At 68.1% G+C, this 18,764-nt stretch carries 14 protein-coding genes; 3 read left to right on the top strand and 11 right to left on the bottom strand.

Translation table 11 applies throughout. From position 1 onward, the window contains the following. Positions 1–16 precede the first annotated feature (16 nt). The 4 genes from AC1D2O_RS01280 to mfd form a co-directional block, all read right to left on the bottom strand. Positions 17–1,474, bottom strand: a complete 1,458-nt coding sequence (locus tag AC1D2O_RS01280; RefSeq protein WP_478087874.1) for an alkaline phosphatase — start codon at positions 1,472–1,474, stop codon at positions 17–19. 158 nt (positions 1,475–1,632) lie between these two features. Further along, positions 1,633–2,883: a cystathionine gamma-synthase family protein gene (locus AC1D2O_RS01275; protein ID WP_478087858.1), complete on the bottom strand. Its 1,251-nt coding sequence runs from the start codon at positions 2,881–2,883 to the stop codon at positions 1,633–1,635. Continuing rightward, positions 2,880–3,584 (bottom strand): phosphoserine phosphatase SerB, encoded by a 705-nt coding sequence (serB, locus tag AC1D2O_RS01270; RefSeq protein ID WP_478087859.1) that lies wholly within the window; start codon positions 3,582–3,584, stop codon positions 2,880–2,882. The genes AC1D2O_RS01275 and serB overlap by 4 nt, the downstream gene beginning before the upstream one ends. Beyond that, positions 3,581–7,066, bottom strand: a complete 3,486-nt coding sequence (gene mfd / locus AC1D2O_RS01265; RefSeq protein ID WP_478087860.1) for a transcription-repair coupling factor — start codon at positions 7,064–7,066, stop codon at positions 3,581–3,583. The genes serB and mfd overlap by 4 nt, the downstream gene beginning before the upstream one ends. Before the next feature lie 104 nt (positions 7,067–7,170). Here mfd and ispD point away from each other — a divergent pair, with 104 nt between their 5' ends. Both ispD and ispF read left to right on the top strand, forming a co-directional pair. Next, on the top strand, positions 7,171–7,881 hold the full coding sequence (ispD, locus tag AC1D2O_RS01260; RefSeq protein WP_478087862.1) for a 2-C-methyl-D-erythritol 4-phosphate cytidylyltransferase: 711 nt from the start codon (positions 7,171–7,173) through the stop codon (positions 7,879–7,881). Next, positions 7,878–8,363: a 2-C-methyl-D-erythritol 2,4-cyclodiphosphate synthase gene (ispF, locus tag AC1D2O_RS01255; RefSeq protein WP_478087863.1), complete on the top strand. Its 486-nt coding sequence runs from the start codon at positions 7,878–7,880 to the stop codon at positions 8,361–8,363. The genes ispD and ispF overlap by 4 nt, the downstream gene beginning before the upstream one ends. A gap of 129 nt (positions 8,364–8,492) precedes the next feature. Here ispF and gabD read toward each other — a convergent pair whose 3' ends face one another. The 6 genes from gabD to AC1D2O_RS01225 form a co-directional block, all read right to left on the bottom strand. Then, on the bottom strand, positions 8,493–9,956 hold the full coding sequence (gene gabD / locus AC1D2O_RS01250; protein ID WP_478087864.1) for an NADP-dependent succinate-semialdehyde dehydrogenase: 1,464 nt from the start codon (positions 9,954–9,956) through the stop codon (positions 8,493–8,495). A 33-nt stretch (positions 9,957–9,989) separates the two neighbouring features. Continuing rightward, the gene (locus AC1D2O_RS01245) at positions 9,990–10,823 is read right to left on the bottom strand and encodes an ABC transporter permease (protein WP_478087866.1); all 834 of its coding nucleotides are present in this window, start codon (positions 10,821–10,823) and stop codon (positions 9,990–9,992) included. A 5-nt stretch (positions 10,824–10,828) separates the two neighbouring features. After that, a complete protein-coding gene (locus tag AC1D2O_RS01240) occupies positions 10,829–12,088 on the bottom strand; it encodes an ABC transporter permease (RefSeq protein ID WP_478087875.1) in 1,260 nt (419 codons plus the stop codon). Positions 12,089–12,171: 83 nt separating this feature from the next. Next, positions 12,172–13,206, bottom strand: coding sequence for an ABC transporter substrate-binding protein (locus AC1D2O_RS01235; RefSeq protein WP_478156011.1), 1,035 nt, complete (start codon positions 13,204–13,206; stop codon positions 12,172–12,174). 49 nt (positions 13,207–13,255) lie between these two features. Then, entirely contained in the window at positions 13,256–14,365 is a 1,110-nt protein-coding gene (locus AC1D2O_RS01230; RefSeq protein ID WP_478087869.1) for an ABC transporter ATP-binding protein, read from the bottom strand. Between the two features lie 31 nt (positions 14,366–14,396). After that, positions 14,397–15,665 carry a 4-aminobutyrate--2-oxoglutarate transaminase gene (locus AC1D2O_RS01225; RefSeq protein WP_478156009.1) on the bottom strand — a complete coding sequence of 423 codons (1,269 nt, stop codon included), beginning with the start codon at positions 15,663–15,665 and terminating at the stop codon, positions 14,397–14,399. Between the two features lie 118 nt (positions 15,666–15,783). Here AC1D2O_RS01225 and pdxR point away from each other — a divergent pair, with 118 nt between their 5' ends. Next, the gene (pdxR, locus tag AC1D2O_RS01220; RefSeq protein ID WP_478156008.1) at positions 15,784–17,289 is read left to right on the top strand and encodes a MocR-like pyridoxine biosynthesis transcription factor PdxR; all 1,506 of its coding nucleotides are present in this window, start codon (positions 15,784–15,786) and stop codon (positions 17,287–17,289) included. Positions 17,290–17,320: 31 nt separating this feature from the next. On the opposite strand, the gene AC1D2O_RS01215 is transcribed toward pdxR, so the two are convergent. Beyond that, a complete protein-coding gene (locus AC1D2O_RS01215; protein WP_478090370.1) occupies positions 17,321–18,760 on the bottom strand; it encodes a sensor histidine kinase in 1,440 nt (479 codons plus the stop codon). Positions 18,761–18,764 lie beyond the last annotated feature (4 nt).

The following is an 18,764-nucleotide window of genomic DNA, read 5'->3' as shown; positions in this document are numbered from 1 at the left end:
TGTCTGTGTGGGTGGCTCAGAGGCCGATCGCGGTCTTGATGAGGCCGAACACTTCGTTGTTGGTGAGCACGCCCTTGAAGGTGCTGGCGCCCAGACCCTTGGCGCCGAGGAAGACGTCGCCGCCGCCATGCGTCTCGCTGGCCATCGGAACCACGGCTTCCTGCAGGTAGTCCGGGCTTTCGAGCATGGCGTCGTCGATCGGCCCGCGGGTGGGCAGGCGGTTCGGACCGTTGCCGAAGCCGAGGATCGTGTAAGGGTTGCCGCCCACGTCGGTGGAGGCGGCGCCGTTGACGTAGTTCTTCACCAGGCCCAGCACGCCGGGCTTGCCGGGCTCGGTCTTGCCGGTGCGCCTGGCATAGCCGTTCATCTGCAGCGAATGGTCGTGGTCGGCGGTGACCACGATCAGAGTGTTCGCCAGGCCCGGATCGAGCGCCTCCATCTTGTCCAGCGCGGCCTTGATCGCGTCATCGAAGGCCACCGTGTCCTGCAGCGCCCGGCGCGCATTGGTCGCGTGCAGTGCATGGTCGATGCGGCCGCCCTCGACCATCAGGAAGAAGCCCGCCTTCTTGGTCGCCAGGGCGTCGATGGCCTTGCCGGTCATCTCGGCCAGGCTCGGTTCCTTGGCCGGGTCGCGGTCCAGGTCGTAGCTCATGTGGCTCTTGGTGAAGAGGCCCGCGATGCGCGATCCGTCCACGGGCAGCTTGTCGAACTCGGACTTGTTCGAGGCGTAGCTGTACTTCGCGGCCTGCAGCTCCTTGACCAGGTTGCGCTTGTCGTTGCGGGTGCCGCCGTCTTCCTTGGGCGTGAAGTAGCTGCTGCCGCCGCCCAGGATCACATCCACGCCCTGGCCGAGCTTGGCGTTGTAGCCGGCGCCGCCGGGCACCAGTGCGGCGGCGATGGTGTTCTCCGCATCGCGGTGGCAGACGTGGGCGTAGGTGGTGGCTGGCGTGGCATGCGTGATGCGCGTCGTGCTGACGACGCCGGTGCCGTAGCCGGCGGCCTTCATCTGCTCGAGCAGGGTCTCGGCCGGGACGCCGTTGCCGGTGCCCGGGCAGGTGCTGTCGAAGTTGAGGTGGTAGGGCTTGCCGGCGGCGTCGACGGCCTGGGTCTCGGGCGACATGGAGATGACCTCGTTGTTCATCTTCACGCCGGTCATGTAGGCGGCCATCGAGGGCGCGCTGTCGGTCACCTGGCCGTCGTTGGAATAGGTGTGGACGAAGGCCGTCTCGGGCAGCTTGTCCATCGTCAGTTCGCCGTCCTCGCCGACGTGGTAGATGCGCGCGGCGGTCATCGTGGTGATGCCCATGCCGTCGCCCAGGAAGAAGATCACGTTCTTGGCGCGCGCGGCGGGCGCGGCGGGCGCGGCGGGCGTGACCGGCGTGGCCGGCGTGGTGCCGCCGTTTCCGCCCCCGGCGACCGGAAAGATCCCGCTACCGCCGCTTCCGCCCCCGCAGGCCGCCAACAGCAGGGACATGCCCAGCAGGGACGGATAGATCACCTTCTTTTTCATCGATGCTCCTCGAATTCCGAAGGCGCCGGACCCCATGTCCAGCGCCGCGAATGCTGGGGACTCTAGAAAAAAGATGTGACTCGGCTGTGACCTGACGAAAACCTGACGCGATGCAGGTCGATTCAGCCGAGGGCGCGGTCGAAGTCGGCGATGAGTTCGTCCGCCGACTCCAGCCCGACCGAGACCCGGACCAGCCCGTCGGCGATGCCCATCTCGGCGCGCACCACGGGGCCGGCTTCCCAGTAGATCGTCGGCGCGACCGGGATCACCAGCGTGCGGTTGTCGCCCAGGCCGGTGGCCTTGATCGCGAGCTGCAGCCGGTCGAGCATCGGCGGCATGCGTGCGCTGTCGCGCAGCTCGAAGGCCAGCAGCCAGGAGCCGGCCTTGAAGTGCCGGATCGCGAGCGCATGCTGCGGATGGCTTTCGAGCATCGGGTAGTGGACCCGGTCGACCGCCGGATGGGCTTCGAGGAAGCGCGCCAGCGCGAGCGCGGTGGCGCTGGTCTGCGCCACCCGCAGCGACAGGGTCTCGGCGCCCAGGCTGATGCGGTGGGCCTGCTCGGGTGCCAGCGTGCCGCCCATGTCGCGCAGGCCCTTCTTGCGGATCTGCTGCAGGCCCCATTGCCGCGGGTCCATCGCGCGGTAGCTGGCCGCGATGTTGGGATAGCCCCGCCAGTCGAACTCGCCCGTGTCGGTGACCGCGCCGCCCAGTGCCGCGCCGTGCCCCGCGATGGTCTTGGTCAGCGAGTTCACGACCAGCCCGGCACCTACGGTCTTCGGGCGGAACAGGGCCGGCGAGGTGATCGTGTTGTCCACCACGTAAAGCAGCCCGCGCTCGCGGCACAGCGCGCCGATGGCCTCGAGGTCGGGAATCTGGGTGCCGGGGTTCGCGACGGTCTCGACGAACACCATGCGGGTCTCGGGCCGCAGCGCCGCGCGAACCTGGTCCGCCGACCCGGCATCGACCTTGCTGACCGCCACGCCCAGATCGCCCAGCGTGCCGAACAGGCTGTTGGTATTGCCGAAGACGTAGCGGCTGGCCACCAGGTGATCGCCCGCGCGCAGCAGCGTCAGGAAGAGGGCGCTCAGCGCGGCCATGCCGCTGGCGAAGCAGATGCTGCCGATGCCCTGTTCGAGCCGGCTGATCTTGGCTTCGAGCGCGGCGGTCGTCGGCGTGCCCTGGCGGGCATAGCTGAAGCTGTTCTTGAGGGTGCCCTGGAAGACGCCGATCAGGTCCTCGACGCGGTCGAATCCGTACTGCACGGAGGTGTGGATCGGCTTGTGGATCGCACCATGCTCGACACCGCCCCGGCGATCGCCATGCAGCGTCTCCGAGCTGGGCGGAGGGAGTTCGTCGTCGGGCACGGTGGTCACCGCAGTACTTCGAGCAGGCGGTCGAGGCCGCCTTCGTTGATCGCGACCATCGCCTGTTCGCGCACCTTCGGCTTCGCGTGATAGGCCACCGAGAGGCCGGCCTCGCCCATCATCGGCAGGTCGTTGGCGCCGTCGCCCACCGCGATCGTCTCGGCGGCCGAGATGCCCAGCAGCGAAGCGACTTCCAGCAGCGTGCGGCGCTTCTCGGCACCGTCGCAGATGTCGCCCCAGGACTGCTGCACGACACTGCCGGTGAGCTGGCCGTCGGCTTCGTCGAGCAGGTTCGAGCGCGCGAAGTCCAGCCCCAAGCGATCCTTCACGCGGTTGGCGAAGAAGGTGAAGCCGCCCGAGACCAGCAGCACCTTGAGGCCGGCCGCCTTGCAGGCCGCGACCAACTGCTCCGCGCCCGGATTCAGCCGCAGCCGCTGGTCGTAGACCTGCTGCAGCGAAGCCACCGGAACGCCTTTCAGCAGGGCCACGCGGCGCCGAAGGCTTTCCTTGAAGTCCTTGATCTCACCGCGCATCGTGGCCTCGGTGATGGCCGCGACCTCGGCCTTCTTGCCGACCGCGTCGGCGATCTCGTCGATGCACTCGATGTTGATCAGCGTCGAGTCCATGTCGAACGCGATCAGTTTGAAATCGGCGAGCGCGAGCGGCGGCGTGAAGCGCTGGACGACCAGGCCGGGAGAGAGTTCTTTCATGCCGGTGCCGGCTCCTGTACTTTGGGTTGGCCCAGGCTGCGCAGCACGTCGCGCACCATCTGAGCGCGCTCCCTGGGTTCCTTCAGCTCGCGCTCGATGCGCAGCTTCTCGTTGCCCGCGAGCTTGATGTGCTTGTTCTTCTGGATCAGCTGGATGATGTTCATCGAATCGACCGGCGGGTCCTTCTTGAACGTGATGTGGATCACGCCCGGTGCGGCGTCGACCTTGACCACGCCGTAGGGCCGCGCCAGCACGCGCAGCCGGTGCACGTCGATCAGTGTCTGTCCCTGCGGCGGCAGCTTGCCGAAACGGTCGACGATTTCTTCCAGCAGGGTGTCGATCTGGTCGGGCGTCCTGGCGGTCGCGAGCTTCTTGTAGAACGACAGGCGCAGGTGCACGTCGCCGCAGTAGTCGTCGGGCAGGAGCGCCGGCGCATGCAGGTTGATCTCGGTCGTGACGGAGAGCGGCGCCAGCAGGTCGGGCTCCTGGCCGGCCTTGAGCGAACGCACGGCCTCGGCCAGCATCTCGTTGTAGAGCTGGAAGCCGATCTCCAGCATGTTGCCGCTCTGGTTCTCGCCCAGTACCTCGCCGGCGCCGCGGATCTCGAGGTCGTGCATCGCGAGGTAGAAGCCCGAGCCGAGCTCCTCCATCTGCTGGATCGCGTCGAGCCGCTGCGCCGCCTGCTTGGTCAGGCCGTCGATGTCCGGCACCATCAGGTAGGCGTAGGCCTGGTGATGGCTGCGGCCGACGCGGCCGCGCAGCTGGTGCAGCTGCGCCAGGCCGAACTTGTCGGCGCGGCTCATCACGATGGTGTTGGCGGTCGGCACGTCGATGCCGGTCTCGATGATGGTCGAGCACAGGAGCAGGTTGTAGCGCTGGGCCACGAAGTCGCGCATCACGCGTTCGAGTTCGCGCTCGGGCATCTGTCCGTGCGCCACTGCGATGCGCGCCTCGGGCAGGATCTGCTCGAGCTTCTGGCGCCGGTTCTCGATCGTCTCGACCTCGTTGTGCAGGAAGTAGACCTGGCCGCCGCGCTTCAATTCGCGCAGCACGGCCTCGCGGATCACGCCGGTGCCCTCGTTGCGAACGAAGGTCTTGATCGCGAGCCGCCGCTGCGGCGCGGTGGCGATCACGCTGAGGTCGCGCAGACCTTCGAGCGCCATGCCCAGCGTGCGCGGGATCGGCGTGGCCGTGAGGGTGAGCACATCGACCTCGGCGCGCATGGCCTTCATCGCCTCCTTGTGGCGCACGCCGAAACGGTGCTCCTCGTCGATGATCAAGAGGCCCAGGTTCTTGAACTTGACCGACTGCGACAGCAGCTTGTGGGTGCCCACCACGATATCCACGCTGCCGTCGCCCAGCCCCTTGGCGGCGGCGGTGATCTCCTTGGCCGAGCGGAAGCGGCTCATCTCGGCCACCTTCAGCGGCCACTTGGCGAAACGGTCGACCAGCGTCTGGTAGTGCTGCTCGGCCAGCAGCGTGGTGGGCGCCAGGAAGGCCACCTGCTTGCCGCCGGTGACCGCGACGAAGGCGGCGCGCAAGGCGACCTCGGTCTTGCCGAAGCCGACGTCGCCGCAGACCAGCCGGTCCATCGGCTGCGGCGAGATCATGTCCTGGATCACGGCGTGGATCGCGGCCTTCTGGTCGGCGGTCTCGTCGAATCCGAAGTCGTTCGCGAACACCTCGTAGTCGGCGGCCGAGAAACGGAAGGCATGGCCCTCGCGCGCCGCCCGGCGCGCGTAGATGTTGAGCAGCTCGGCGGCCGAATCGCGCACCTGCTCGGCCGCCCGGCGCTTGGCCTTTTCCCACTGGCCCGAGCCGAGCTTGTGCAGCGGCGCTTCGGAGGCAGAGACGCCGGTGTAGCGGCTGACCAGGTGCAGCTGCGACACCGGCACGTAGAGCGTGGCGCGGTCGGCGTACTCCAGGTGCAGCATCTCCTGCAGCAGCGGCTTGCCTTCGGCGTCCAGGCCCTGGCCCAGGTCCATGTTGACCAGGCCGCGATAGCGGCCGATGCCGTGCGCGGAGTGCACCACCGGGTCGCCGATCGCGAGTTCGCTCAGGTCCTTGATCAGCGCCTCGACGTCGCTGACCTGTTCCTGCTTCTTGTTGCGGCGCCGGGTCGCCGGCGCGGTGGCGAACAGCTCGGTCTCGGTGACGAAGTCGATGCCCTGTTCGCGCCAGGCGAAGCCCGCCACCAGCGCGGCGGTCGCGATGCCGATCTTCTCGTCGGGCGAGGCCTCGAATTCGGCCAGGGAGTCGAAGGCCGGCGGGCCGACGCCGCTGGCGCGCAGGAAATCGAGCAGGCTCTCGCGCCGGCCATCGCTCTCGGCGATCACGAGCACGCGGTGCGGCGTGCTGCGGATATGTTCCTTGAGCTTGAGCAGCGGGTCGTCGGCGCCGCGCACCACCGCGAAGGGCGGCAGGGCGTCGAACTCGGCGTAGGGCGGCACGTCGGCGGCCGCCTCGCCGCGGATGGCCAGCTGCGCATGCGGTTTGGCGCGCTGGTAGAACTGCTCGGCATTCAGGAACAGCGCCTCGGGCGGCAGCGCGGGCCGTTCGGGGTCGCCCTGCACCAGCCGGTAGCGCTCGCCCGTGTCCTGCCAGAAATGCTGGAAGGCCGGCTCCAGGTCGCCGTGCAGCACCACCGTCGCATCGGCGCCCAGGTAGTCGAAGACGGTCGCGGTTTCCTCGAAGAACAGCGGCAGGTAGTACTCGATGCCGGCCGTGGCGACCGCCTGCCCCATGTCCTTGTAGATCCGGCTGCGGGTCGGGTCGCCCTCGAGAAGCTCGCGCCAGCGGCTGCGAAAGCGCGTCCGCGCGTCGTCGTCCATCGGGAACTCGCGGCCCGGCAGCAGCCGCACCTCGGGCACCGGGTAGAGACTGCGCTGGGTGTCCGGGTCGAAGGTGCGGATCGAATCGATCTCGTCATCGAACAGGTCGACCCGGAACGGCACCGGCGAACCCATCGGGAACAGGTCGATCAGGCCGCCGCGCACCGCGTACTCGCCCGGGCTCACCACCTGCGTCACATGGGTGTAGCCGGCCAGCGTGAGCTGGGCCTTGAGCTTCGAATCCTGCAGCTTCTGGCCGCTCTTGAAATGGAAGGTGTAGCCGGCCAGGAAGGCCGGCGGCGCCAGCCGGTAGAGCGCGGTGGTGGCGGGCACCAGCACCACGTCGGCCTCTTTCTGGCTGATGCGCCAGAGCGTCGCGAGCCGCTCGCTGATCAGGTCCTGGTGCGGCGAGAAGCTGTCGTAGGGCAGGGTCTCCCAGTCCGGAAACAGCGCACAGCGCAGGCCCGGCGCGAAGAAGGCGATCTCGTCGATCAGCCGCTGCGCGTCGTTGGCGTCGGCGGTGAACACCGCGGTCGCGCGGCCGGCCGCTTTCTCGCGTTCGGCCAGCTGCGCCAGCATCAGCGCGTCGGCCGACAGCGGAGGGCGCGGCAGCGTGAAGCGCTTGCCCGCCGTGAGTTGGGGGAGGTCCATGGAGGTGCCCGGGAAATGCAGAACACCCCGCGCCGGTCGGCGAAGGGTGTGCGAAGCCCGATTCTAGAATGGCTGCCCTTTAGTCGCTGGCCGCAATTCATCCCATGTCCGCTTCTCGTCTTTTCGTCCTGATCCCCTGCGCGGGCTCGGGCAGCCGTGCCGGCAGCACCGGCCCCAAGCAGTACCAGCGGATCGCCGGCCGTCCGATGGTCGAGCACACGCTGGAGGCCTTCCGCGCCCTGGCCGGAACCTTCGCCGGCCTGGCGCTGGTGGTGGCGCCGGCCGATCCCGACGTCGGCATCGTGCTGCCGCGCTTCCCGGCCACGGGCGAACACCTGCTGCGGGTCGGCGGCGCCAGCCGCGCCGCGACGGTGCGCAACGGGCTGCGCTCGCTGCGGCAGCTCGGCGCCGACCCGCACGACTGGGTGCTGGTGCACGACGCCGCGCGCTGCCTGGTCACGCCGAGCCAGATCGAGGCCCTGATCGCGGCCTGCGAGCACGACGCGGTCGGTGGCCTGCTGGCCCACCGGCTGGCGGACACGCTCAAGGTCGCCACGCCCGAAGGCCGGGTTGCGAGCACGCCGACCCGCGCCGACAAGTGGCTGGCCCAGACGCCCCAGATGTTCCGCATCGGCATGCTGCTCGACGCGCTGGAGCGCAGCGGCGATGCGGTGACCGACGAGGCCAGCGCGATCGAGGCCATCGGCCTGGCACCGCTGCTGGTGCCGGGCAGCGCGCAGAACTTCAAGCTCACCTATGCGGAGGACTTCGCGCTCGCAGAGTCGATCCTGCGCAGCCGCCGGAGCACGTCATGAACGGTTTCGACATCCGCATCGGCGAGGGCTGGGACGTCCATCAGCTGGTGGCCGGCCGCAAGCTGATCCTCGGAGGCGTCGAGGTGCCCCACAGCACCGGCTTGCTGGGCCATTCGGACGCCGACGTGCTGCTGCATGCGATCACCGATGCGCTGCTCGGTGCTGCCGGGCTCGGCGACATCGGCCGCCATTTCCCCGACACCGATGCGCAGTTCAGCGGCGCGGACTCGTCGGTGCTGCTGGCCGAGGCGGCGCGCCGCGTGCGTGCCGCGGGCTGGCAAGTGGGCAACATCGACAGCACCGTGATCGCACAGGCGCCGAAGCTGGCGCCACACATCCCGGCGATGTGCCAGCGCATCGCCGCCGCGCTCGGCATTGCGGTCGAGCAGGTGAACGTCAAGGCCAAGACCGCCGAGAAGCTGGGCCCGGTGGGCGAGGGCAGGGCGATGGAAGCGCGCGCCGTCGTCCTGCTGCACCGTTAGGCCGGCGCCTGCCTTGGGCAGCCAAAGGCGTCTGCGACCGCGGCCGCGACCTTGGCCTGCCCACGTCGCATCGTTCTGCAAGGCGGGGAATCGCTTCCAACGGTGCCTGCTGCTTTCACCAGGAAGAGTTCAAAGGCTCTTCAATCCGCCCATGCACAGGTACTTCACCACCACGTAGTCGTCGATGCCATACGACGAACCTTCGCGGCCCAGGCCCGACTGCTTCACGCCGCCAAAAGGTGCCACCTCATTGGAGATCAGGCCGGTGTTGATGCCGACCATGCCGTATTCCAGCGCCTCGGCCACGCGCCAGATGCGGGCGATGTCGCGGCTGTAGAAATAGCTGGCCAGGCCGAACTCGGTGTCGTTGGCCATCTGCACCACCTCGGCGTCGGTGCGGAAGCGGAACAGCGGCGCCAGCGGGCCGAAGGTTTCCTCGCGTGCCACCAGCATGTCGGGGCTGGCGTTGGCCACCACGGTGGGCTCGAAGAAGGTGTGGCCGAGTGCGTGGCGCTTGCCGCCGGTCAGCACTTTGCCGCCCTTGGCGAGGGCGTCGGCGATGTGCGACTCGATCTTGTCCACCGCTGCTTCGTCGATCAGCGGGCCCTGTTCGACGCCGGGCTCGGTGCCCGCGCCCACCTTCAGCGCCTGCACGGCCTTGACGAGTTTGGCGGCGAAGGCGTCGTACACGCCGTCCTGCACATAGAGGCGGTTGGCGCAGACACAGGTCTGGCCGGCGTTGCGGTATTTGGAGGCGATGGCGCCGGTCACGGCTTCGTCCAGGTCGGCGTCGTCGAAGACGATGAAGGGCGCGTTGCCGCCAAGTTCGAGCGACAGCTTTTTGATGCTCGGCGCGCTCTGCGCCATCAGCAGCCGGCCGACCTCGGTGGAGCCGGTGAAGCTGAGCTTGCGTACGATCGGGTTGGCGGTCAGTTCGCCGCCGATGGCGCGCGCATCGCCTGTCAACACGCTGAACACGCCGGCCGGCACACCGGCCTCTTCGGCCAGCACCGCCAGCGCGAGCGCGGAAAACGGCGTGCTTTCGGCGGGCTTCAGCACCATGGTGCAGCCGGCCGCCAATGCGGGCCCGGCCTTGCGGGTGATCATCGCGGCCGGGAAGTTCCACGGTGTGATGGCGGCGCAGACGCCGATCGGTTCCTTCACAACCAGCAGTCGCTTGTCATTCGCCGGTGACTGCAGCGTGTCGCCGTTGACGCGTTTGCCCTCTTCGGCGAACCACTCGATGAACGACGCGGCATAGGCGATCTCGCCCTTGGATTCGGCCAGCGGCTTGCCCTGTTCGGCCGTCATGATGGCGGCCAGATCGTCGGCGTTCGCCAGCATCAGGTCGTTCCACCTGCGCAGGATGGCGCTGCGCTCCTTGGCCGTCTTGCGGCGCCAGCCAGCCCAGGCGGCCTGCGCGGCCAAGATCGCGCGGCGGGTTTCGGCCGCGCCCATTTCGGGCACATGGCCGAGCACGTCGCCGGTGGCCGGGTTCGTCACGGCGAAGCTGGCACTGCTGTCGGCATCGCACCAGCGGCCGTCCAGGTAAGCCTGTTGGCGGAAGAGCTCCGGTTTGCGGAGTTTCAACATACGAATCCTTCAATCAAGTTGTGGGGCGCAATCTCATCCGCCGCGTTTGGCGGCACGACCGCGCAGCCATTCGAGCGCGAGCAGCAGGGAGGTAGAGAACAGGATCAGGATCGTCGCCAGCGCGGCAATCGTCGGGCTGATGTTTTCCCGGATGCCGGTGAACATCTGGCGCGGCAGCGTCACCTGCTCGGCGCCGGCCAGGAACAGCGTGACCACCACTTCGTCGAACGAGGTGGCGAACGCGAACAGCGCGCCCGAGATGACGCCCGGCGCGATCAGCGGCAGGGTGATGCGAAAGAAGGTGGTCAGCCGCCCCGCGCCCAGGCTCAGGCTGGCACGCACCAGGTTGTGGTTGAAGCCCTGCAGCGTGGCCAGCACGGTGGTGACGACAAACGGCGCACCGAGCGCCGCATGGGCCAGGATCAGCGCGGTGTAGCTGTCCGACAGGCCCAGCGGCGCGAAGAACAGATACATGCCCACGCCGACCACGATCACCGGCACCACCATCGGCGAGATCAGCACGGCCATCAGCAGGCCCTTGCCGCGGAACTCGGCCTTGCTGAGGCCAGTGGCTGCCAAGGTGCCGAGCACGGTGGCGATCACGGTGGCGGCCGGTGCCACGATGAAGCTGTTCCTGGCGGCGCGCATCCACTCCTCGGCCTCGAACAGGTTCTGGTACCAGCGCATCGAGAAGCCGGTGATCGGGTAGGCCAGGAAGCTGCTGTCGCTGAAGGACAGCGGCACGATGGCCAGGATCGGCAGCACCAGGTACAGCAGCACCAGCGCGCACAGGCCACGCAGCGTGTAGTACCAGGCGCGCTCGGCCAGCGAGGTATAGGGCGGGAAGGTGGGGAGCAGTGTGCGCATCGGGTTCACCTCACATTGGCGTTGGCATTGGTCTTGGAGATGCGCTGGTAGGCCGCGTACAGCACCAGCGTGGCCACCAGCAGCAGGGCACCGAGCGCGCAGGCCATGCCCCAGTTGACGGCCTGGTTGGTGAAGTAGGCGACGTAGTAACTCACCATCTGGTCGCCCGGACCGCCGAGCAGCGCGGGGGTGATGTAGTAGCCGATGGCGGTGATGAACACCAGCAGCACGCCGGCGGCGATGCCGGCATAGGTCTGCGGCACGTAGACGCGCCAGAACGCGGCGAACGGGTGGCTGCCCAGCGAGATGGCCGCGCGCTGGTAGGTCGGCGGAATGGCTTTCATCACGCTGTACAGCGGCAGGATCATGAAGGGCAGCAGGATGTGCACCATGGAAATGGTCACGCCGGTGCGGTTGAACAGCAGGGCCAGCGGCGTGTTCGTAACGCCCAACGCCATCAATCCGGTGTTGACCAGACCCGACTGCTGCAACAGCACCACCCAGGCGGCGATGCGCACCAGCACCGACGTCCAGAACGGGATCAGCACGCAGATCATCACCAGGTTGGCCTGGCGCGCCGGCAGGGTGGAAGCCCAATAAGCCAGCGGGAACGCGATCAGCAGCGCCAGGCCGGTGGTCAGCGCGCCGATCCACAGCGTGCGGCCGAAGATGTCAAGGTAGATGGCGGCATCCGGCGGGGCCTTGTGGATGTTGCCGAAGTTGTCCTGCTGCAGGTCGAGCGCGGCCAGCAGGAAGAAGGGCGTGGTGCGGCTGGCATTCTTGGCGATGGCCTGCCAGTAGGGCAACTCGCCCCAGCGCGGGTCGATGGCGATCAGGGCTTCCCTGGCGTGTGCCGCATCACCGTCGACCGGCATGGCGCGCGCGGTCTTGGTGACCAGCGAGCGGTAGCCGCTGATCTCGTTGTTGAGCCGGCGCGCGAGTTCGCCCGCGCTGTTGCCCTGGCGGGCGGTGGCCAGGTCGGCGGCCAGGGCGCTGTAGGCGGCATCGGGCGGCAGGGCCTGGCGGTCCCACTTGGCGAGCACCGCCACGGTCTGCGGCAATGCGTTCGGAATTTCAGGGCTGGACACGGCGCGCTGCAGCAGCGCGGCGATGGGCACGGCGAACACCACCAGCAGAAATAGCGCGAGCGGGGCGATCAGCGCGAGCGCTGACGCCCTCTTGCGCATCTCGGCGCGGCGCAGCTCCTGCTTGAGCCGCCGCTGGCTGGCGGCGGTCGCCGTGGTGGGGGTGGCTTCGTCGTTCATGGTCGGGGCGGACGCGGCACCGCCCGGTGATGGCGGCAGGGCGGTGACGGCGTTCATCTTGGCAGTCTTGACAAGTGACCGGCTTACTTGGCCGCCCAGGCGGTGAAGCGCTGCTGCAGCTCTTCACCGTGGTCGGTCCAGAAGGCGCCGTCGAGCAGCACGGCGTTCTTGCTGTTGGCCGGCGCGTTGGGCAGGTCGGCCAGGGTCTTGGCGTCGAGCATCTTGATGGCGGCCTGGTTCACCGGGCCGTAGGCGATGTTCTTGGCATAGGCGGCCTGCTGCGCCGGTGCCACGCTGAAGGCGATGTATTCGAGCGCCAGGTCCTTGTTCGGCGTGCCCTTGGGGATGGCCCAGTAGTCGAGGTCGTAGATGCCGCCGTCCCACACCACGTTCAGCGCCTTGCCTTCGCGGCGCGCGGCGTCGATACGGCCGTTGAAGACGGTGCTCATCACCACGTCGCCGGCCACCAGGAACTGCGGCGGCTGCGCACCGGCTTCCCACCACTGGATGAAGGGCTTGATTTCGTCGAGCTTCTTGAAGGCGCGGTCCACGCCTTCCTTGGTGGCCAGCACCTTGTACACGTCCTTGGCGGGCACGCCGTCGGCCATCAGGGCGAATTCGAGGTTGTACAGCGCGGTCTTGCGCATGCCGCGTTTGCCGGGGATCTTCTTCACGTCCCAGAAATCCTTCCAGCCGGTGGGGGCGGTCTTGAGCTTGTCGCTGTTGTAGCCCAGCACGGTGGACCAGACGAAGATGCCCATGCCGCATTCCTGCGGAGCTTCGGGGATGAAGCTGCTCTTCGCGCCGATCTTGCTGTAGTCGAGCTTCTCGTACAGGCCTTCTTCGCAGCCGCGCGCCAGGTCGCCGGTTTCCACTTCGACCAGGTCCCAGGTCACGCGCTTGGCCTCGACCATGGCTTTCACCTTGGCCTGTTCGCCGTTGTACTCAACGCCGACGATCTTGTTGCCGGTCTGTTTCTCGTAGGGCTGGGTGAATGCCGCTTTCTGGGCATTGCCGTTGGCGCCGCCGAAGTTGACGACGGTCAGATCCTTGGCATTGGCCAGGCCACAGGTCAGCAGCGCGGCAGCCGCGGTGGAGTAGAGGGTGAAGCGTTGCATGGTGAAAAGCCTTTCAGTTTTGGCGGGGGCGGGGGCGGGGGAAGAAGACTCAGGAAAAGATGCGCAGGTGTTCGGGTTCGAATGCGAGGGCGACCGGTTGCCCCGGTGCGAGACGCGCCAGCGCGGGCGTGTCGAGCGGCACCTTGACGAAGCATTGCGGCTGGTCGGCGAAGTCGCACTGCAGGCGTACGTGGTCGCCGAAATAGATCATGCCGGCGGCACTGCCGCGCAGGATGTTGCCGGCCGCTGCGGTGTCGGCTGCGTCCACCAGCCGCATGCGTTCGGGGCGGATGCTGGCGGTGGCCGTCTGGCCGGGCGTCGCTTCGCCGATGCGCATGCCGCGCAGCACATGGCCGCCGGGCAGGTTCAGCGTGCAGCGGTCGCCGTCGCGCTGGCCGATCTGGCCTTGCAGGCGGTTGCTGTCGCCGATGAAGCTGGCCACGAAGGCGTTGCCCGGCGTTTCATACAAGGCGCCGACGGGATCGATCTGCTGGATGATGCCCTGGTCGAACACGGCCACGCGGTCCGACATGGTGAGTGCCTCACCCTGGTCGTGCGTGACGTAGACGAAAGTCACGCCGAGCTGGCGGTGCAGCGCCTTGAGTTCGAGTTGCATGTGTTCGCGCAGCTGCTTGTCGAGCGCGCCGAGCGGCTCGTCCATCAGCACCAGCTGCGGCTTGAACACCAGCGCGCGGGCCAGGGCGATGCGCTGCTGCTGTCCGCCCGAGAGTTGCGCGGGGAAACGTTCGCCGAAGGTTTCCATGCGCACCATCTGCAAGGCTTCGTGCACCTGGCGCTGGCGCGCTTCGCCGCCGATGCCGCGCACCTGCAGCGGGTAGCCCACGTTTTGGGCTACCGTCATGTGCGGGAACAGCGCGTAGTTCTGGAACACCATGCCGATGTTGCGCTTGTGCGGCGGCACGCGGTTGAGCAGCTTGCCGTCGAGCCGGATCTCGCCGCTGGTGGGGAATTCGAACCCGGCCAGCATCATCAGGCAGGTGGTCTTGCCCGAACCCGAAGGGCCGAGCAGGGTCAGGAATTCACCACGGTAGATGTCCAGGTCGAGCTGTTTGACGACCAGGTGTTCTCCATCGTAGGTCTTCTTCACGCCACGGAAGCTGACGAGGACGTCGTTGTCGCTGTGGTTGTCGTTGCGCATGATGGTGGGTTCCAGCGGGGGGTGGTTGGCTTCAGGCTTGGCGCAGCGCGTCTTCCAGGATGTCCAGCGCCTCGTCGAAGGTGGTGTCGGCAATGGTCAGCGGAAACAGGAAACGGATCACGTTGCCATAGGTGCCGCAGCTCAGCAGCAGCAGGCCATGGGCCAGCGCGTGTGACTGCACCTTGCGCAGGAATTCGACGTCGGGCTCGCCGGTGGTGGGGTGGCCGAACTCCACCGCCACCATGGCGCCGGGGCCGCGCACGTCGGTGATCTGCGGCACTTCCTTGCGGATGCGGTCGAGCCGGGCCTTGAGCTTTTCGCCAAGGCCTTGCGCACGCTCGGCCAGTCGTTCCTCGGCGATCACGTCGAGCACGGCATGCGCCGCGGCCACCGCCAGCGGGTTGCCCGCATAGGTGCCGCCCAGGCCGCCAGGCTGCGCCGCGTCCATCAGCTCGGCGCGGCCGCACACCGCCGACAGCGGCATGCCGCCGGCCAGGCTCTTGGCCAGCGTCATCAGGTCGGGCAGCACGTCAAAGTGCTCCATGGCGAACAGCTTGCCGGTGCGGGCGAAACCGGTCTGCACCTCGTCGGCGATCAGCAGGATGCCGTACTGGTCGCACACCGCGCGCAGGGCGCGCATGAACTCGGGCGGCACCATGTAGAAGCCGCCTTCGCCCTGCACCGGCTCGATGATGATGGCCGCCACGCGGGCAGCGTCGATGTCGGCCTTGAACAGCTGCTGCAGGGCCTGCAGTGCCGCATCCACCGTCACGCCGTGCAGCGCGTTCGGGAAGGGCAGGTGGTAGATGTCGCTGGGGAAGGGGCCGAAGCCGACCTTGTAGGGGGCGACTTTGCCGGTCAGCGCCATGCCGAGCATGGTGCGGCCATGGAAGCCGCCGCCGAAGGCGATCACGCCGGGGCGGCCGGTGGCGGCGCGGGCGATCTTCACCGCGTTTTCCACCGCCTCGGCGCCGGTGCTGAAGAACGCGGTCTTCTTGGCATGGCTGCCGGGTGTGACGCTGTTGATGCGCTCGGCCAGTTCTACATACGAGGCGTAGGGCACGATCTGGTAGGCGGTGTGGGTGAAGCGGTCGAGCTGCGCGCGGATCGCGGCGACCACTTTCGGATGGCGGTGGCCGGTGTTGAGCACGGCGATGCCGGCGCTGAAGTCGATGTAGCGGCGGCCTTCCACGTCCCACAGCTCGGCGTTCTCGGCGCGGTCGGCGTAGAAGTTGCACATCACGCCCACGCCGCGCGGGGTGGCGGCATCTTTGCGTTGTTGCAGTGTCTGGTTGTTCATTGGGTGGTCCTCGGTTCGGCTGGCATCGGTTGAAGCGTGGCCGGAGTGTCGAGACTTTCGGTCCTATACTGAAGAGCCATTTGATGCATTCTCATGGAACCACTTTCTAGGGGTAAGCATGGACTCCATCCTGTCCGATTGGCTGCTTGAACATCTTGACACCGCTGCCGAGGAGCCCGCCTACCGCCAGTTGTTCCGCCTGCTTCAGCAGGCCATCCTCTCCGGGCGGCTGGCCGCCGGTGCCAAGTTGCCGTCCTCGCGCACATTGGGTGCCGATCTCTCGATTGCACGCAACACCGTGATCCAGGTCTACGAGCAACTGCTGGCCGAGGGTTACGTCGAAACACAAAGTGGCAGCGGCACCTATGTGGCCGACACCACGCCCGACCGCGTGGACGAAGGCCCGGCCGGCGCGCCGCGCCGCGCCGTGCGCGACCGCCACCGCCTGTCGGCGCGCGGCAAGCGCACCATCGAACTCAGCGGCGTGTCCAAGCAGCAGTGGGGCGCCTTCATGCCCGGCGTGCCGGACGTGACCGAGTTCCCGCTCAAGTCATGGAACCGCCTGCAAAGCCGCATCTGGCGCAACCCCAAGCCCGAACTCATGACCTACGCGCCCGGTGGCGGCTACCGGCCGCTGCGCCGCGCCCTGGCCGACTATCTGCGCGTGGCCCGCTCGGCCAACTGCCAGCCCGAGCAGATCGTCATCACCACCGGCATCCACCAGTCGGTGGACCTGGCGGTACGCCTGCTCTGCGACGTGGGCGACCAGGTGTGGATCGAGGAGCCGTGTTACTGGGGGCTGCGCGGCATCCTGCTGTCGTCCGGGCTGAAGCTGACGCCGATCCCGGTCGATGGCGAAGGCATCAACCCCGACGCGAAACACCTGGCGCGCCCGCCGCGGCTGATCATCTGCACGCCGTCGCACCAGTACCCGCTGGGCATGGTGATGAGCCTGGCGCGGCGGCGCATGCTGCTGGAGTACGCGCGCCTGCACAACTGCTGGATCATCGAGGACGACTACGACAGCGAATTCCGCTTCGGCATCCGCCCGCTGGCCTCGTTGCAGGGGCTGGACAACAACGGCCAGGTGATCTACCTCAGTAGTTTCAGCAAGACTCTGTTTCCCGGCATGCGCGTGGGCTACATGGCCGTGCCGGCGCCGCTGGCCGACCTGTTCTCGCTCGGCCTGGCCGAGCTCTACCGCGAAGGCCAGCTGATGCAGCAGGCGGTGCTGGCGGAGTTCATCAACGAGGGTTACCTCACCTCGCATATCCGGCGCATGCGCGGCCTCTACGCCGAGCGGCGCAGCCTGCTGATCGCCGCCGTCGAGCGCCGCTTCGGCGAAGCCTTGCCGGTGATGGGCGACGAGGCTGGCCTGCATCTGGTGCTGGGCCTGCCGCAGCTGCGCGACGACTGGGCGGTGTGCCGCGAGGCCATGGAGCGCGGCATCATCGCCCGGCCGCTGAGCGCCTACTACAGCACGGCCAAGGCCGCCCAGGCCGGGCTGCTGCTCGGCTACGGCTGTGTGCCGAGCGAGAGGATCAGGCCGGCATTCGAGATCCTGGCCGACGTGGTGGAAGAAATCAGCGGCGCGGCGCGCGAGCCGCGGCGCAAGGCGGCATGACACGAAGTGACGCAGCGTCGGGGCCAGCCCGTCAGGCCTTGTGGTTCGGCGCGGTCGCGGATCCCGGCTTGTCCTTGGCCGCCGCGGCGTCGGGCTTGACCGAGGCCGCGCGCGGCATCCGGATGTGCGCCGCCAAGCCGCGCCCCGGCGTGCTGGTGAGCGCGAAGGTGCCGCCCATGCGCTCGATGTTCTTGGTCACGATCGACAGCCCGAGGCCGGCGCCGGCCGCCGAGGTGCGCGCCACATCGCCGCGGAAGAAGGGCTTGCTCAGCTGCGACAGCATCGAGGGTGCGACGCCGGCGCCGTGGTCACGCACCTTGATCAGCACCGCGTCGTTGTGCGCCTGGGCCTGGATCATGATGTCGGCGACGCCGGTGGAAGGCGTCTTGCCGTAGCGGCGAGCGTTCTCGACCAGGTTGGAGATCACCCGCTGCAGCTCGACCTCGTCGGCCATCACCCGCAGGTCGGCCGGCACGTCAACCGTGATCTTGATGTCCTCGTGGTCCTGCACCGCGTAGGTGCAGGCGTCGATCACGTCGCGCAGCAGCACCGGCCGGAAGTCGACGTGGTCGGGCCGCGCGTAGTCGAGGAACTTGTCGATGATCGCGTCGAGCTGCGCGATGTCGGCCGCCATGTGGTCGCGCGCGTCCTCGTCGGCCACGCTCATCTCGGTCTCGAGCCGCAGCCGCGCCAGCGGCGTGCGCAGGTCGTGCGAGATGCCGGCCAGCATCACGGCGCGATCCTGCTCGATCTTGGCGAGCTGGTCGGCCATCCGGTTGAAGCCGACGTTGACCGCCCGGATCTCGTTGGTGCGGGCCCGTTCGTCGAGTCGGTGCGCCTCGTACTCGCCCTCGCGCACCTGCAGCGTGGCCTGCGACAGCTGCTTCAGCGGCCGGTTGATCAGCCGGGTGATCAACGCCGCGCCGGCCAGCGAGAGCGCCATCGTGGTCGCCAGCCAGATCATCCAGGTGCGGCGGTCGAGGCGGCTGAAGCGCGTCGGGTCGACCAGCAGCCAGTAGGTGTCGCTCTCGATCGTGAAGCCGATCCACAGGCCCGACTCCTCGTTGACGCGGCTCGCGACGGTGGTGCCTTCGCCGAGCCGCGCGATCAGCTCCTCGGTCACCCGCTGGTCGAGCGCACCGCTGGTGTAGGGCATGAAACGGTCGCCAGGCTCGCGCGGCAGGATCCGCACGCCTTCCTGGTCGGCCAGGGTCTTGATCAGCGACACGCGCGTGATGGCGTCGGAGTACACCAGCGCCGCGCGCGTCAGGTTCACCAGCGAGGCGATCTGGTGGGCGGTCTGGATCGCGCGCGGCTCGTACTCCAGCGCGCGGAAGGTCTGCAGCCAGGCCACCGTGCAGCCGACCAGCAGCAGCACCAGCAGGAAGAAGGTGCGCCAGAAGAGACTGAGCCCCAGGTGCAGCCGCTTCCTGCGCCGGCGCGCGCCGATGCTGCCCAGAGGGCTCGGCAGCGTG

Source organism: Variovorax sp. P1_G12 (assembly GCF_056405555.1).
Note: the sequence above shows the minus strand (reverse complement) of the source record. Positions and strands in the feature narration are given on the sequence as shown.